This is a genomic window from Paracoccus lutimaris, assembly GCF_003337565.1.
Taxonomy (GTDB): Bacteria; Pseudomonadota; Alphaproteobacteria; order Rhodobacterales; family Rhodobacteraceae; genus Paracoccus; species Paracoccus lutimaris.
This window is the reverse complement of the sequence record NZ_QPJL01000001.1, coordinates 508,471-521,739: the sequence shown is the minus strand read 5'-3', so window position 1 is coordinate 521,739 and position 13,269 is coordinate 508,471. Positions and strand designations below refer to the sequence as shown.

Genomic DNA, 13,269 nt, shown 5'->3' with positions numbered 1-13,269 from the left:
CAAACCTCGAACTTCAGTTCGCGGGGGCTTCGCCCTCGGGCATGTCCCCGGCTTCAGCCTCGCCCTCACCCTCGGGCGCGTCGGCCGGGTGCAGCGCATAGATGGCGGTCACGCTGGTGGTGACGGCCAGCTCGCCCGCCTCGATCGGGGCGCCGCCCATCTTGGCCTCGGCGGCCATGGCCATGCGCGGCATCGGCATCGGGCCGCTGTCCATGGGCACGTCCGACAGCGCCATCAGCGGCCCCAGCTTCATGCCGGCGGCCTCGGCCATGGTCTCGGCGCGGCGTCGGGCATCGGCAACGGCCTTCGTGCGGGCCTCGTCCTCGGTCGCGGTCATGTCCTCGCGCGAGAAGGTGATACCGCTGACCTCATTGGCGCCCGAGGCGATCAGCTTGTCCAGAACCGTGCCCAGCCCGGCAATGTCGCGCACCCGCACGGTGACGCTGTTTTGCGCCGCATAGCCGGTCAGCTTCGGCGGCTGTCCATCGTCGCTGTAATCCATCATCGGCGCGAGGTTCAGCCCGGCGGTCTGGATGTCGCGCGCCTCGATCCCTTCGGCCTTCAGCGTCTCGATCACCTTGGCCTGGGCCTCGGCATTCTTGGCCATGGCTTCGGCGGCGGTGGCGGCGCGGGTGCTGACGCCCAGGTTGATGGTGGCCAGATCCGGCTGGGTCGTGGCCTGGCCCTGACCGCCGACGGTCAGCCGCGCCATGGGGCCATGATGCTTGCCGTGATGTTTCATGCCGTGATGCTCCATCATCGTCGGGGGCTGCGGGGCGTCGGGCGCGGGCGTCTGTGCGGCAAGGGGTGCGGCACCCAGCGCGATCAGCGTTGCGGCGGCCAGAAGGGGGCGAATGGGGGGCATGCTGCTCTTTACTCCTTGGCCCGGGACGGGTGTCGTCGCCGGGGAATGTCTTCCGTGGCGCTATAACGTGTGAATGTTGGCTTTGGATGCCTCACAATATGGTGTTTGGCTTTTCACGGAACGCATTCTGGGGTAGTCCGTCACTATTCATCGTGAAGACGCGCCCCGGCGCCCGGAATTGCAAGGCCAAGCCTATAGATGTCGCTCGAGTCCGCCCCCGAATATGCCCTCTCGTTCAGCGAGGATGCCGTGCATCTGCAACGGCGCGAAAGACCTGCCGCGGATGCCCAGGTGCCCGGCGCATGGCGGCATCTGGGCTCGGTCGAATTTGATTCGGCGGCCTTCCATGACGAGTTCACCCGGCTGCGCGGCATGGCGCAGGCCGAGGGCGGGCTTGCCGACAGCGCGCTGCCGGTCACGCTGCTGATCCCCGACGACCAGATCCTTTACACCACGCTGACCGTCGCCCCCGGCGCCGACCGCGAAAAGGCGGTGGCCCGCGCGCTGGACGGGCTGACCCCCTATGCGATCGAGGATCTGGCCTTCGACTGGGAGGGGGATGGCGACAGCGTGCGCGTTGCCGCCGTCGCGCGCCAGACCCTGCGCGAGGCCGGCGATTTTGCCCGCCAATACGGTTTTGACGGCCGCATCTTCCGCGCCGCGCCCGGCGATGACAGCTTTTCCGGCGAGCCGGTCTTTGCCTTGCAGGCGCCGTCGCGCCCGCGCCCGGCGATGGATCCGGCGCGCGCGGGCGTCACCGCTGCCGCACTGATGATCGAGCCGGACCCGTCCGAGGACACCCCGCAAGATCCCGAGCCGCAGCAGGAGGACGCGCAGGGCGCTCTGGATCTTGATCTGGGCGCCGATGCCCAGCCCTCGGAAACCGCTCGCCGCAGCGATACCCCCGCCGAGCTGCCGGCCGAACCGGCCGTCGCGGCGACCCCCGAGGCCAAACCGGCGATTCCGACCGCAGCCGATATGCAGGCGGATGACGGGGCAAAGGCCGCTCTGTCGGCAAGCGCCGACGTCGCCGCCACCGAAACCGCCACCACCGAGACCGCTGCCGCAACCGATACGCCATCGGCCGAACCGCAAGGCGTCACCGAGGCCGAGGCTTCGGACCTTGCCGCGCCGATAGAGGCGGATCGCTCCGCCAAGGCGCAGCCGGCCGACATGGTCGGCAAAGCCGCCACGGCTGAAGCCGAGACCACGGCCAAGGTGCCGCCGGTCGTGCGCCATGCCCCGGTCCGCGCGACCCACGGCAAGCCTGAACCGGCAATCTCGCGCGCCGCGATGAACCCGCGCGCGCAGGCCGTGCATGAACGCGCCGCAGAAGCCCGTCAGGCCCGCCTGGCCGACGAGGCTCAGGCCCCGATGCAACGCCGCCCCGGCGAACGCGGCGGGTTGCTGGAGCTGGTCGCCATGCTCGGCGCGCTGGTCGTCGGCCTGATCCTGATCTGGGCCTTCCTGGTCCCGGATCACGAGGTTGCCGAGGGGACCGCCCCCCCGGTCGCGACCCAGACCGAACCCGCCGCCGCGGTGCCCGGAAATGCGGTGAATGACCCGGCCGGGGTCGCGGCGCCGCAAGACAGCGCGGAGGCCATCGTCCCCGAGGCCGCGCCTGCGACCACGCCAGAAGTGGCTGCCGCGCCGGTCGAGACGGCTGCTCCTGCCATGTCCGAACCTGCCGCCCCTGCAGAGGCCGCGCCGGCCGTGATCGCTGCGCCGACCGCAACGGCGGTGCAAGCGGTCCCGCCCGGCAATCTGGTCTCGGCCCTGACCGAGGAGGAGCGCCGGCGGGTCATGGTCGCTGCTGCCGCCGTTGCCGCCGCCGTGGTGCCGCCTTCGGCCGGAGCGGCGGTGCAGTCTGAACCCGCAGGCGAGGTTGCTGCCGAAACCGCCACGGCACCGACGACATCCCCCGAGACGCTACCTGAGACCCAGCCCGCCGGGACGCAGGCTATTGCCGCCGCGCCGGCGCCGGCGGCCCGCCCGGCCCGGACGGCACCCGCCGCGCCCGTGGCGACCAGCCAGCAGGCTGCGGTCGAGCAGGCCCTGCGTGCGGCTGTCGAATCCGCCGCGCCGGCACGGTTGAAAAGCTCGGCCCGGCCGCAGCTTGCACCCCGCCGCAGCACGCCGCAAACCAGTACGCCCAGCAAGGACGCGGCGCCCAAGGTGCCGGAGAATCCGTTGCCTTTCGAGGCGACCCAGCGTCGTGCCCAACCCAAGGCCAGTGCCCGCCCGCCGGAACGCGCCCGCGCGCGTCCCTCGGCCGCTGCGGCCCCCGCGTCCAGCACCGTCAGTGCCACCGCGCCAGCGGCCGAAGCCACCCCGGCTTCTGCGGCCACGGCCAGCAACGGCCCGCGCCTGCGTGGCTCGGCCCGCCCGCCGGGCCGTCCCGAGGGCTCAACGCCGGAGCTGATCGAGGATGAAGGCGCGGCCTTGACCCCCGCCGAACAGCAGCAGCTGCGCCAGCTTCGGCGCGCCCTGGGCCAGCCAGAGGTGAGCGCCGCGCAGGCGCTGCCGGGGCAGCTTGCCTCAGACAACCGGCTGGCGCAGGCCAGACCCGTCCGCAAGCCACCCGGCCATGCCGGCGATGCGCCTGCCTCGGCCAATGATGCTGCCAGCGCTTCGGCCATCGACGCGGCACTGCGATCCGCGACGAACTCGCCACCTGACAAGCCGCAGCGTGCCGGAACCGTTGCTGCGCCCGCCCGGGATTCGGGCGGGCTTTTGCGTAGCTCCGACCGGCCGAGGGCGCGCCCCGGTTCGGGCGGCGGATCCGCCACAGGGATGTCGGACGCGGCGGTCAATGCCGCCATTGCCGCCGCTGTCGATGCGTCGCCCGCGACGCCGGGCGGCGTGCAGCTTTCGGCGCTGGCGACTTCGCCCTTGCCACCCCGGCGTGGCGACGCGCCCGCGGCGGCGGCAGAGCCGGTGACCGCGCCGGATGCGGCACCTGCGGCCGCAGAGCCGGACGGCCCCAGCGAGGCCGAACTGGCCGAGCGGCGCCGGCTGGACGAACAGTTGCAGGCCCAGGCCGAGGCGCGCGTCCGCGCCCGCGCCCAGGCCGATGCCCAGGCCGAGGCGCAGGCCCGCGCCCAGGCCGAGGCCCGCGCCCGTGCCCAGGCCGAGGCCGAGGAACGCGCCGCGCTGGCCAGCCGCCAGAAATACAAGCCGCCAGAGGTCGACGACGAACCCGAGGTCGAGGCGGCGGCGCTGTCCAAGGGCGTGACCTCGGCCTCGGTGGCGAAATCCGCGACCCAGAGGCGCGGCATGAACCCGGGCCGCACCACGGTCATCGGCATCATCGGCGCCGGTAAGGCCAGCCGGGCGCTGATCCGGCTGCGCAATGGCAAGATCGTGACCGTGCGCCTGGGCGACCGCATCGATGGCGGCACCATCAACTCGATCGGCGACGGGCGCATCACCTATGTGAAGTCCGGTCGCGTGCATGAATTGCGGATGCTGGACGGGCGCTGATGGAATCCTTCCTGCTGGTCGCCACCATCTACCTGACGACCATGATCATCGCGGTGCCGCTATCGGCACGGATGGGGCTGGGATCGGTGCTGGGCTATCTGGTCGCCGGCATCCTGATCGGTCCGGTCCTGGGGCTGGCGGGCAGCGAAGGCGAGATGGCGGACCTGCAGCATTTCGCCGAATTCGGCGTGGTGATGATGCTGTTCCTGATCGGGCTTGAGCTTGAGCCGAGGACGCTGTGGCAGATGCGCAAGCGCCTGATCGGGCTGGCCGGGATGCAGATCCTGGGCACGGTGGCGGCACTGACGCTGGTTTGCGTGGCGCTGAACCAAAGCTGGCAGATCGCGATCACGCTGGGAATGATCCTGTCCTTGAGCTCGACCGCCATCGTCCTGCAGACCCTGTCGGAAAAGCAGCTGATGCAGACGGCGGGCGGGCGCAGCGCATTCGCGGTGCTGCTGACGCAGGATATCGCGGTGATCCCGATGATCGCGCTGATGCCGCTTCTGGCCACGCGCGTCGTTCCGGGGGCCGAGGGCGACGCCCATGGCGGCGCCGATTTCATGCACAGCCTGCCCGGCTGGGGGGCGGCGCTGGTGACGCTGGGCGCGGTCGCCGCCGTCATCCTGATCGGCCAATACCTGATCCGGCCGCTGTTTCGCTATGTCCATGCCGCGCGCCTGAATGAGCTGGACACCGCGCTGGCGCTGCTGATCGTGGTGGGCATCGCCTCGCTGATGGAATCGGTTGGCCTCTCGCCCGCGCTTGGCACCTTCCTGGCCGGCGTCATGCTGGCCGGGTCCGAGTTCCGCCACAATCTCGAAGGTCAGATCGCCCCCTTCAAGGGCCTGCTTCTGGGGCTGTTCTTCATCACCGTCGGCGCCGGGATGAATTTCCAGATCCTGTTCGAGCGGCCGGTGACGGTGATGGGCATCACCATCGTCCTGATCGCCATCAAGGCCGCGATCCTGCATGGCATCGCCCGCGTCACCGGATTGCAGGGCAGGGACAGGACGCTGTTCACGCTGTCCCTGGCGCAGGCGGGCGAATTCGGCTTTGTCCTTTTGTCCTATGCGGTGTCGCTGGCGATCCTGCCGCGCGCCCTGGCGCAGGGCTTTTTGCTGGTCATCGCGCTGTCGATGCTGGCCACGCCCTTGCTTTTCATCCTGTCGGATTACATCTCGCGCCGTCTGGCCGAGGAACGCGCCGCCGACATCCCCGACGTGATCGAGGAACAGCAGCCCATCATCATCGCCGGCGTCGGGCGCTTCGGGCAGGTGGTGAACCGCCTTGTCACCATGTCGGGCTTTCAGACCACGGTTCTGGATTACGACCTTGAGGTGATCCAGCTCATGCGCCGTTTCGGCTTCAAGGGCTATTTCGGCGACCCCACCCGCCCCGAGATTCTGGCCGCCGCCGGCCTCGACAAGGCGCAGGTGCTGGTCGCGGCCCTTGACGACCCCGAGGCGAACCTGCGCCTTGTGCGCTATGCCAAGGAAAAGCGCCCCGACATCATCGTCATTTCCCGCGCCCGTGACCGGGTGAACGTGTTCCAGCTTTACGATGCCGGTGCCGATCACATCGTGCGCGAGGCCTTTGACAGCTCGCTGCGCGCCGGGCGCTATGTGCTGGAACAGGCGGGCCTGTCGCCCTATGAGGCCTCGGAGCTTGAGCGTATCTATTACCGCATGGACCGCGCCCATCTGCGGCAACTGGCCGAGGTCTGGAAGCCCGGCGTGCCGCTGGACGAAAACCCCGATTACGTCCAGCTCAGCCGCAATCTCAACAGTCAGCTCGAGGCCGCGCTGGTCGAGCGCTTTTCGCATGGTCCCAGCGCCGGGCCAGTCGTCGACGACCCGGGTGACGATGATGACGAGGCCCCCGAACACGGGCTGACCCAGCCGACCCGCCAGGAACGGCCGGGACGCCCCGGCGGGCGCGGCTGGTCCGATTGACCTGATCCCGCGTGACCGCTAGCTTTCGTGGCGTTGATCGCGGAATTGTTCACGAGGAAAGAAAAGTCATGCCGTTCATTATCGCGTTTCTGGGACTGGTCATGGCTGCCGGGGTCTGGGCCTGGCGCATCCGCGCGGCGGCGCAGGTGTCGCGCGATCTGGCCGAGATGGCGGGCGATGTCGTTGCCGCCGCGCGCCGCCTTGGCTTCAATCGCCGCCTGAACCTGCATCCGGTCGAAAGCGTCGATGAACCCGCATTGGCCATTGCCGGCCTTGGCATTGCCTTTCTTGAGCTGTCCTCGCTGCCAACGGCCGAGCAGCAGCGCGTGCTGACCGATTCCATCGCGCGCAATTGCCATGAAACCCAGACCCGTGCCGAAGAGCTGATGATCGTCGGTCGCTGGCTGGTCAGCGAATGCAAGGGAGCGCAGACCGCCATTCCGCGCCTGACCAAACGCCTGTACCAGCTTGACAAGGCGGGCTTTCAGCCGCTGCTGGCGGTCCTGAACGATGTCGGGCAGGCTGGCGGCGGGTTAAGCCCGCGCCAGCGCGACGCGCTTGAGGAAATCAGCCGGGGCATGAAGCTGTAGCCTCGCGGCGCTCCCTGTGCGCGACCCTTGCCCGCCCGGCGCGTAGCCCCTAAAAGACAGGCAATCTTGCCAAGGGAAATGCCATGCTTGACCATCTGACCTATACCGCCCCCGAACCCAAAGTCATTCAGGGTGCGAAGCAGGACTGGGAACTGGTCATCGGGCTGGAGGTTCATGCCCAGGTCGCCTCGAACGCCAAGCTGTTTTCCGGCGCCTCGACCGGTTTCGGCGCGGAACCCAACAGCCATGTGGCCTTCGTTGATGCCGCCATGCCGGGTATGCTGCCGGTGATCAACGAATTCTGCGTGGCGCAGGCGGTCAAGACCGGCCTTGGGATCAAGGCTGCGATCAACCTGCGCTCGGCCTTTGACCGCAAGAACTATTTCTATCCCGACCTGCCGCAGGGCTATCAGATCAGCCAGCTTTACCACCCCATCGTGGGCGAGGGCGAGGTGATCGTGGACATGGGCCCCGGCATCGCCCGCCGCGTGCGCATCGAACGCATCCATCTGGAGCAGGACGCGGGAAAGTCGATCCATGACATGGACCCCAACATGTCCTTTGTGGACCTGAACCGCACCGGCGTCGCGCTGATGGAGATCGTCAGCCGCCCCGACATCCGCGGCCCCGAGGAAGCCGCCGCCTATGTCGCGAAACTGCGCCAGATCATGCGCTATCTGGGCACCTGCGACGGCAATATGCAGAACGGCAACCTGCGCGCCGACGTCAACGTCTCGATCTGCCCGCCCGGCGCCTATGAGCGTTATCAGGAAACCGGCGATTTCAGCCATCTCGGCACCCGTTGCGAGATCAAGAACATGAACTCGCTGCGCTTCATCCAAGCCGCCATCGACTATGAGGCCCGCCGCCAGATCGCCATCGTCGAGGATGGCGGCAAGGTCGTGCAGGAAACCCGCCTTTACGATCCGGATCGCGGCGAAACCCGTTCGATGCGCTCGAAAGAAGAAGCCCACGACTACCGCTACTTCCCCGATCCCGACCTGCTGCCCCTGGAAATCGAACAGGCTTGGGTGGACGGTATCGCCGCCGACATGCCCGAACTGCCGGATGCCAAGAAAGCCCGCTTTGTCGAGGCCTTGGGCCTGTCGGAGTATGACGCGGGCGTGCTGACCGCCGAGGTCGAGAATGCCGACTATTTCGAGGCCGTGGCACAGGGCCGCGACGGCAAGCAGGCCGCGAACTGGGTCATCAACGAGCTGTTCGGCCGCCTGAACAAAGAGGGCCTGACCATCGAGACCTCGCCGATTTCCGCAGCCCAACTGGGCGGCGTGATCGACCTGATCGCCTCGGGCGCGATCTCGGGCAAGATCGCCAAGGACCTGTTCGAGATCCTCTGGACCGAGGGCGGCGACCCGGCCCAGATCGTCGAGGCGCGCGGCATGAAACAGGTCACCGACCTTGGCGCCATCGAGGCCGCCGTGGACGAGATCATCGCCGCGAACCCCGCGCAGGTAGAAAAGGCCAAGGCCAACCCCAAGCTTGCGGGCTGGTTCGTCGGTCAGGTGCTGAAGGCTACCGGCGGCAAAGCGAACCCCGCCGCCGTGCAGGATCTGGTCGGCAAGAAGCTGGGCCTTTGACCTGAAGGCGCGTGCGCGCACCCCCAAGCGTAGGGTGCGTGCTCGCACGCACCACTCCCAGACAGAAAGGACCAAGCATGATCCCTCCGATCCCACGTTTGCCCATGATCGCCGCGCTTGGCCTGCTGCTCGCCACCCTTGCTGGCTGCGGATTTTCGGGCCGGCATTCACCGCAGGAATGCATGGAGCGGGCGATGTTCTTCGAATCCCACCGTTCCAGCCGCGATGGCATGATCGCCGTGGGCAGCGTGGTGATGAACCGCGTGGCCTCCGACCAGTTTCCGAACACCGTCTGCGGCGTGGTCGCCCAGAAACGGCAATTCGCGCCCGGCATCATGACCCGCAAGATGAACTCCAAGGCCATGCCCGAGGTGCGCGAGGCTGCCCGCGCCGTCCTGCGCGGAGAACGCCATCCCATGATTGGCAATGCGCAGTTCTTCCACGCCGCCGGGCATCGCTTTTCCTATGACAACATGCATTACGTCCTGACGGCGGGGGGCAACGCCTTTTACGAAAAGCGCAAAAGCCATCTCGTGACCCGGCCGGTCCCGCCGCCGCCGCTTGAGGGCATCACCCGGCGCTGATCCGGCTCTATGGATGCGCCCCGCATTTTCCGCGTTTTCTGCGCATGGCTCCCGAACTTGTGCACCCTTGCGAGGCGCGCAGCCGTTTCGCGCCACTTTCCTTGCCCCGGCATCTCGCCTAACCTCTGCGCCAAACGAAAGGCAGACGCATGAGCAGCTACGAATATACCGTCATTCCCGCCCCGGCGCGCGGCGAAAAGACCAAGGGCGCCAAGACCGGGATCGAGCGCTTTGCCGCGACCCTCACCGATACGCTGAACGAGATGGCCCGTGACGGCTGGGATTATGTCCGCGCCGAAACCCTCCCCGCCGAGGAACGCTCGGGCCTGACCAGCCGCACGACTGTCTATCACAACGTTCTGGTTTTCCGCCGCGCCCTCGCCACCGCGAAATCCGAGCCGGTGAACGCGGCCCCCGCCCGGACCGAGCCGATGCCCGCAACCCAGCCCGAAGCCCCGGAAGCGGCTGCAAAAAGCCCCTTCAGCGCCCCCATGCGCGCAACCTCGAGGCCCGAGGAAACCGCCATCCGCCCCCGCAGCGTCGAGCCTACCCTGACCGCACCCGAACCCGCGATCCCCAGCGGTCCGCGCCTCGGCCCCGCCAGCCGCTGACCTCATCTTTCATGTGAAAATATCCCGGGGTGAGCCCCGCAGGGGCGAGGGGCAGCGCCCCTCACCCTGTCAATATCCTTACCAATGCGGCGGCCGCTGATCCGCCAGCGGAATCGTGCCGCCCTCGACCTCGCGCTCGGCCTCACGCTCCATCAGCGCACCCACGCGCCGCGCCAGCCGTAGGATCTCGCCTTCCTGCCGCGCGACGATGGCCGACAGATCATCCGTGACCCGCGTCAGATGCGCGACCGCCTCTTCCAGCCGCAGGATCCGCTCGGCCTCTCGGTTCCCCTGCTTGTCCATGCATCCTCCATCCGTTAGACCCCCGCATGGACCAGCCCGAGGCAGACCATGGCGAAAGATCAGAAAAAACAGCTCCGACCCAAGGCCGAGACGCCCAAGGGGTTTCGTGACTATTTCGGCGCGGATGTGACCGAACGCAAGCAGATGCTCGACCGCATCGCCGAGATCTATCACCGCCATGGCTTCGATCCCCTGGAAACCAGCGCTGTCGAGACGGTCGAGGCACTGGGGAAATTCCTGCCCGATGTGGACCGCCCGAATGCCGGCGTCTTCGCCTGGCAAGAGGCCGAAGTGCCGGGGGGCGGCGCAGGCGACTGGCTGGCCCTGCGCTATGACCTGACCGCGCCTTTGGCCCGTGTCGCGGCGCAGTTTCGCAACGACCTGCCGGCGCCCTATCGCCGTTATGCGATGGGCCCGGTCTGGCGCAATGAAAAGCCGGGGCCGGGACGTTTCCGGCAATTCTATCAATGCGATGCCGATACTGTGGGCAGCGCCTCGGTGGCGGCGGATGCGGAAATCTGCGCCATGCTGGCGGCGGCGCTGGAGCATGCCGGCATCCAGCGCGGCGACTACCTCATTCGCATCAACAACCGCAAGGTCCTGAACGGCATCCTTGACGCCATGGGCGTGGCCGAGGGCAAGCCCGCCGATGACGTCCTGCGCACCATCGACAAGTTCGACAAGGTCGGCGAGGCGGGCGTGCGCCAGCTTCTGACCGTGGGCCGCAAGGACGAATCCGGCGCCATGATCGAGGGTGTGGGACTGCGTCCCGAACAGGCCGATCCGGTCATCGCCTTCCTGACCTCGAAAGGCGCGGACAATGCCGCGACGCTGATGAACCTGCGCGCCGCAGTCGGCGGATCAGAGACCGGCGCCGAGGGGGTCGAGGAACTCGCCCAGATCGCGGACATGCTGGCCGCCATGGGCGTGGGCGAGGATCGCGCCGTGATCGACCCCTCGATCGTGCGCGGCCTTGGCTATTACACCGGCCCGGTCTTCGAGGCCGAGCTGACCTTTGAAATCCTCGACGAGAAAGGCCGCAAGCGCCAGTTCGGCTCGGTCGCCGGGGGCGGACGCTATGACGGTCTGGTCGAGCGCTTCACCGGCCAGAAGGTGCCGGCGACCGGCGTCTCCATCGGTGTCGACCGGCTTCTGGCAGCGCTGCGCGCCAAGGGGCTGATGGGCGGCACGGATCCCGGCCCCGTCATCGTCACCGTCATGGATCGCGACCGCATGGGCGAATATCAGGCCATGGCGGCCGAGCTGCGCACCGCCGGCATCCGCGCCGAGGTCTATCTGGGCAACCCCAAGAACTTCGGCAACCAGTTGAAATATGCCGATAAGCGCAGCGCCCCCGTCGCCATCATCCAGGGCGGTGACGAGGCCGCGCGCGGCGTCGTGCAGGTCAAGGACCTGATCCTTGGCGCCCGGATCGCCGCCGAGGCCAGCCACGAGGAATGGAAGGCCCAGCCCGCGCAGACCGAGGTCGCCCGCGCGGATATTGTGGCGGAAGTGCGGCGTATCCTGGGATGAGCAAGCCCGCGAAACAGGCCATCGGCCAGCAGATCCTTGCCGCCTTTCGCGCCGCCGGTGCGATCGAGGTCGCGCCCGATATCCTGTTGCCCGCCGAAACTCTTCTGGACCTTTACGGCGAGGATATCCGCGCCCGCGCCTATGTCACCCAGGACCCGATCCGGGGCGAGGTGATGCTGCGTCCCGATTTCACCGTGCCGGTCGTGCAGATGCATATGGCGAATGGGGCCGAACCGGCGCGCTATTGCTATCTGGGCGAGATCTTCCGCAAGCAGGATCACGGCGAGACGCAACCCGAACATCCCCGCGACAACGAATATCTGCAGGCGGGGTTCGAGCTTTTCGCCCGCGACAGCGGCGCCGATGCCGAGGTGTTCGCGCTGTTTCACAGCATCCTTGCGCCGCTGGGCCTGCAGGCCACGATGGGCGACATGGATCTGGTGATGGATGCGGTGCGCGCGCTGCCGGTATCCGATGCACGCCGCGCGGCGCTTTTGCATCATGTCTGGCGGCCCAGGCGCTTTGCCCGACTGCTCGCGCGATTTGCCGCCGCGCCCGCACCGCGCAACTTTGCCGAGACGTCGGCGCTCTGGACCGGACTGCGCAGCCCGCAAGAGATGCAGGCCCGCATCGACCGCCTGCAGGCCGACGCGCTGGAGGCGCCGCTGGCGCCGGAATGGGTCGCGCGGCTTGAGCGGCTTTTCGCCATTCAGGCCCCCGCGCCCGAGGCACTGCGGCAGTTGCGCGCCATGACCGCCGAGATCCCCGATATCGCCGAGGCCGTGGAGCGGCTGGACCGCAACCTTGCGCTTCTGTCGGATCGCGGCGTGGATGTGGGCGCGATCCATTTCGACGCCAGCCACGGCCGCCACACGATGGAATATTACGACGGCATGACTTTCAGCTTTACCGCGCCGGGCCGGGCCGACTGGCCGCCGGTGGCCTCGGGCGGGCGCTATGACGCGCTGGCGGCGGTGCTGGGACAGGCGCAGGGCCGTGCCATCCCGGCGGTCGGCGGCATCATCCGCCCCGGCCTTGTCCATGAACTTGGGGGCCTGAGATGATCCGCCTTGGCGTGCCGTCCAAGGGGCGGCTGATGGAACAGTGCTTCGACTGGTTCGCCGCCCGTGGTGTGCGGCTTTCGCGCGCGGGCTCGGACCGGGAATATGCCGGCCGGGTCGAAGGGGCCGAAAATGTCTCGCTGATCCTGCTGTCCGCGGGTGAAATCCCGCGCGAATTGCAGGCGGGCCGCATCCATCTGGGCGTGACCGGGACCGACCTGATCCGCGAAAAGCTGGCCGGCTGGCGCAGCCATGTCGAGGAACTGGCCCCGATGGGCTTCGGCCATGCCGACCTGATCCTGGCCGTCCCCGCCTGTTGGAGCGATTGCGAGACGCTGGACGATTTCGCCACCATCGCCCGCGATTTCCGCGCCGAGCATGGCTTTCGTCTGCGCATCGCGACGAAATACCACCGTCTGGTAAGGGCGTGGCTGTCGGAGGAAGAGGTCGCGGATTACCAGCTGGTCGACAGTCAGGGCGCGACCGAGGGCACGGTCGCGAACCTGACCGCCGAGGCCATTGCCGATATCACCTCATCGGGCGAGACACTTCGCGCCAATCACCTGAAGATCATCGGCTCCGAGCCGATCCTGCGCTCGCAGGCGATGCTGCTGCGCTCGGTCGCGGCGGGGGATGAGGGCGAGGTGCGTGCCTTCGCCCGGCAGCTCGGGCTTTAAGGCGTCAAG

The 13,269-nt window shown here is 68.0% G+C and carries 11 protein-coding genes; 9 read left to right on the top strand and 2 right to left on the bottom strand.

Going from position 1 to position 13,269, the window contains the following annotated elements:
- Nucleotides 1-13: 13 nt before the first annotated feature.
- Nucleotides 14-865, bottom strand: a complete 852-nt coding sequence (locus DFP89_RS02415; protein WP_114347766.1) for an SIMPL domain-containing protein — start codon at nt 863-865, stop codon at nt 14-16.
- Nucleotides 866-1,063: 198 nt separating this feature from the next.
- On the opposite strand from DFP89_RS02415, the gene DFP89_RS02410 reads away from it, so the two are divergent.
- The 6 genes from DFP89_RS02410 to DFP89_RS02380 all read left to right on the top strand — a co-directional run bounded on the left by DFP89_RS02410 (nt 1,064) and on the right by DFP89_RS02380 (nt 9,686).
- Nucleotides 1,064-4,348 carry a hypothetical protein gene (locus DFP89_RS02410; RefSeq protein ID WP_114347765.1) on the top strand — a complete coding sequence of 1,095 codons (3,285 nt, stop codon included), beginning with the start codon at nt 1,064-1,066 and terminating at the stop codon, nt 4,346-4,348.
- Nucleotides 4,348-6,303, top strand: a complete 1,956-nt coding sequence (locus DFP89_RS02405) for a cation:proton antiporter domain-containing protein (RefSeq protein WP_114347764.1) — start codon at nt 4,348-4,350, stop codon at nt 6,301-6,303. The genes DFP89_RS02410 and DFP89_RS02405 overlap by 1 nt, the downstream gene beginning before the upstream one ends.
- A gap of 68 nt (nt 6,304-6,371) precedes the next feature.
- Nucleotides 6,372-6,893: a hypothetical protein gene (locus tag DFP89_RS21230; protein ID WP_245948570.1), complete on the top strand. Its 522-nt coding sequence runs from the start codon at nt 6,372-6,374 to the stop codon at nt 6,891-6,893.
- 83 nt (nt 6,894-6,976) lie between these two features.
- The gene (gatB, locus tag DFP89_RS02390) at nt 6,977-8,491 is read left to right on the top strand and encodes an Asp-tRNA(Asn)/Glu-tRNA(Gln) amidotransferase subunit GatB (RefSeq protein ID WP_114347761.1); all 1,515 of its coding nucleotides are present in this window, start codon (nt 6,977-6,979) and stop codon (nt 8,489-8,491) included.
- A 77-nt stretch (nt 8,492-8,568) separates the two neighbouring features.
- Nucleotides 8,569-9,075 (top strand): cell wall hydrolase, encoded by a 507-nt coding sequence (locus tag DFP89_RS02385; protein WP_114347760.1) that lies wholly within the window; start codon nt 8,569-8,571, stop codon nt 9,073-9,075.
- Between the two features lie 149 nt (nt 9,076-9,224).
- Entirely contained in the window at nt 9,225-9,686 is a 462-nt protein-coding gene (locus DFP89_RS02380) for a DUF4177 domain-containing protein (protein ID WP_114347759.1), read from the top strand.
- A gap of 78 nt (nt 9,687-9,764) precedes the next feature.
- Here the strand turns inward: DFP89_RS02380 and DFP89_RS02375 are convergent, their stop codons facing one another.
- Nucleotides 9,765-9,989: a SlyX family protein gene (locus DFP89_RS02375; protein WP_114347758.1), complete on the bottom strand. Its 225-nt coding sequence runs from the start codon at nt 9,987-9,989 to the stop codon at nt 9,765-9,767.
- A 48-nt stretch (nt 9,990-10,037) separates the two neighbouring features.
- Between DFP89_RS02375 and hisS the strand changes: the two genes are divergently transcribed.
- The 3 genes from hisS to hisG are packed head-to-tail and all read left to right on the top strand — an operon-like array spanning nt 10,038 to nt 13,260.
- Nucleotides 10,038-11,522: a histidine--tRNA ligase gene (gene hisS / locus DFP89_RS02370; protein ID WP_114347757.1), complete on the top strand. Its 1,485-nt coding sequence runs from the start codon at nt 10,038-10,040 to the stop codon at nt 11,520-11,522.
- Complete coding sequence (locus DFP89_RS02365) at nt 11,519-12,586, top strand: ATP phosphoribosyltransferase regulatory subunit (RefSeq protein WP_114347756.1); 1,068 nt, start codon at nt 11,519-11,521, stop codon at nt 12,584-12,586. Before hisS ends, DFP89_RS02365 begins: the two co-directional genes overlap by 4 nt.
- The gene (gene hisG / locus DFP89_RS02360; RefSeq protein WP_114347755.1) at nt 12,583-13,260 is read left to right on the top strand and encodes an ATP phosphoribosyltransferase; all 678 of its coding nucleotides are present in this window, start codon (nt 12,583-12,585) and stop codon (nt 13,258-13,260) included. Before DFP89_RS02365 ends, hisG begins: the two co-directional genes overlap by 4 nt.
- The last annotated feature ends 9 nt before the right edge of the window (nt 13,261-13,269 follow it).

What these genes read in the sequence shown, in the direction of transcription:
- DFP89_RS02415 (WP_114347766.1), bottom strand. Translation starts at nt 865, where the DNA reads ATGCCCCCCATTCGCCCCCTTCTGGCCGCCGCAACGCTGATCGCGCTG.
- DFP89_RS02410 (WP_114347765.1), top strand. Translation starts at nt 1,064, where the DNA reads ATGTCGCTCGAGTCCGCCCCCGAATATGCCCTCTCGTTCAGCGAGGAT.
- DFP89_RS02405 (WP_114347764.1), top strand. Translation starts at nt 4,348, where the DNA reads ATGGAATCCTTCCTGCTGGTCGCCACCATCTACCTGACGACCATGATC.
- DFP89_RS21230 (WP_245948570.1), top strand. Translation starts at nt 6,372, where the DNA reads ATGCCGTTCATTATCGCGTTTCTGGGACTGGTCATGGCTGCCGGGGTC.
- gatB (WP_114347761.1), top strand. Translation starts at nt 6,977, where the DNA reads ATGCTTGACCATCTGACCTATACCGCCCCCGAACCCAAAGTCATTCAG.
- DFP89_RS02385 (WP_114347760.1), top strand. Translation starts at nt 8,569, where the DNA reads ATGATCCCTCCGATCCCACGTTTGCCCATGATCGCCGCGCTTGGCCTG.
- DFP89_RS02380 (WP_114347759.1), top strand. Translation starts at nt 9,225, where the DNA reads ATGAGCAGCTACGAATATACCGTCATTCCCGCCCCGGCGCGCGGCGAA.
- DFP89_RS02375 (WP_114347758.1), bottom strand. Translation starts at nt 9,989, where the DNA reads ATGGACAAGCAGGGGAACCGAGAGGCCGAGCGGATCCTGCGGCTGGAA.
- hisS (WP_114347757.1), top strand. Translation starts at nt 10,038, where the DNA reads ATGGCGAAAGATCAGAAAAAACAGCTCCGACCCAAGGCCGAGACGCCC.
- DFP89_RS02365 (WP_114347756.1), top strand. Translation starts at nt 11,519, where the DNA reads ATGAGCAAGCCCGCGAAACAGGCCATCGGCCAGCAGATCCTTGCCGCC.
- hisG (WP_114347755.1), top strand. Translation starts at nt 12,583, where the DNA reads ATGATCCGCCTTGGCGTGCCGTCCAAGGGGCGGCTGATGGAACAGTGC.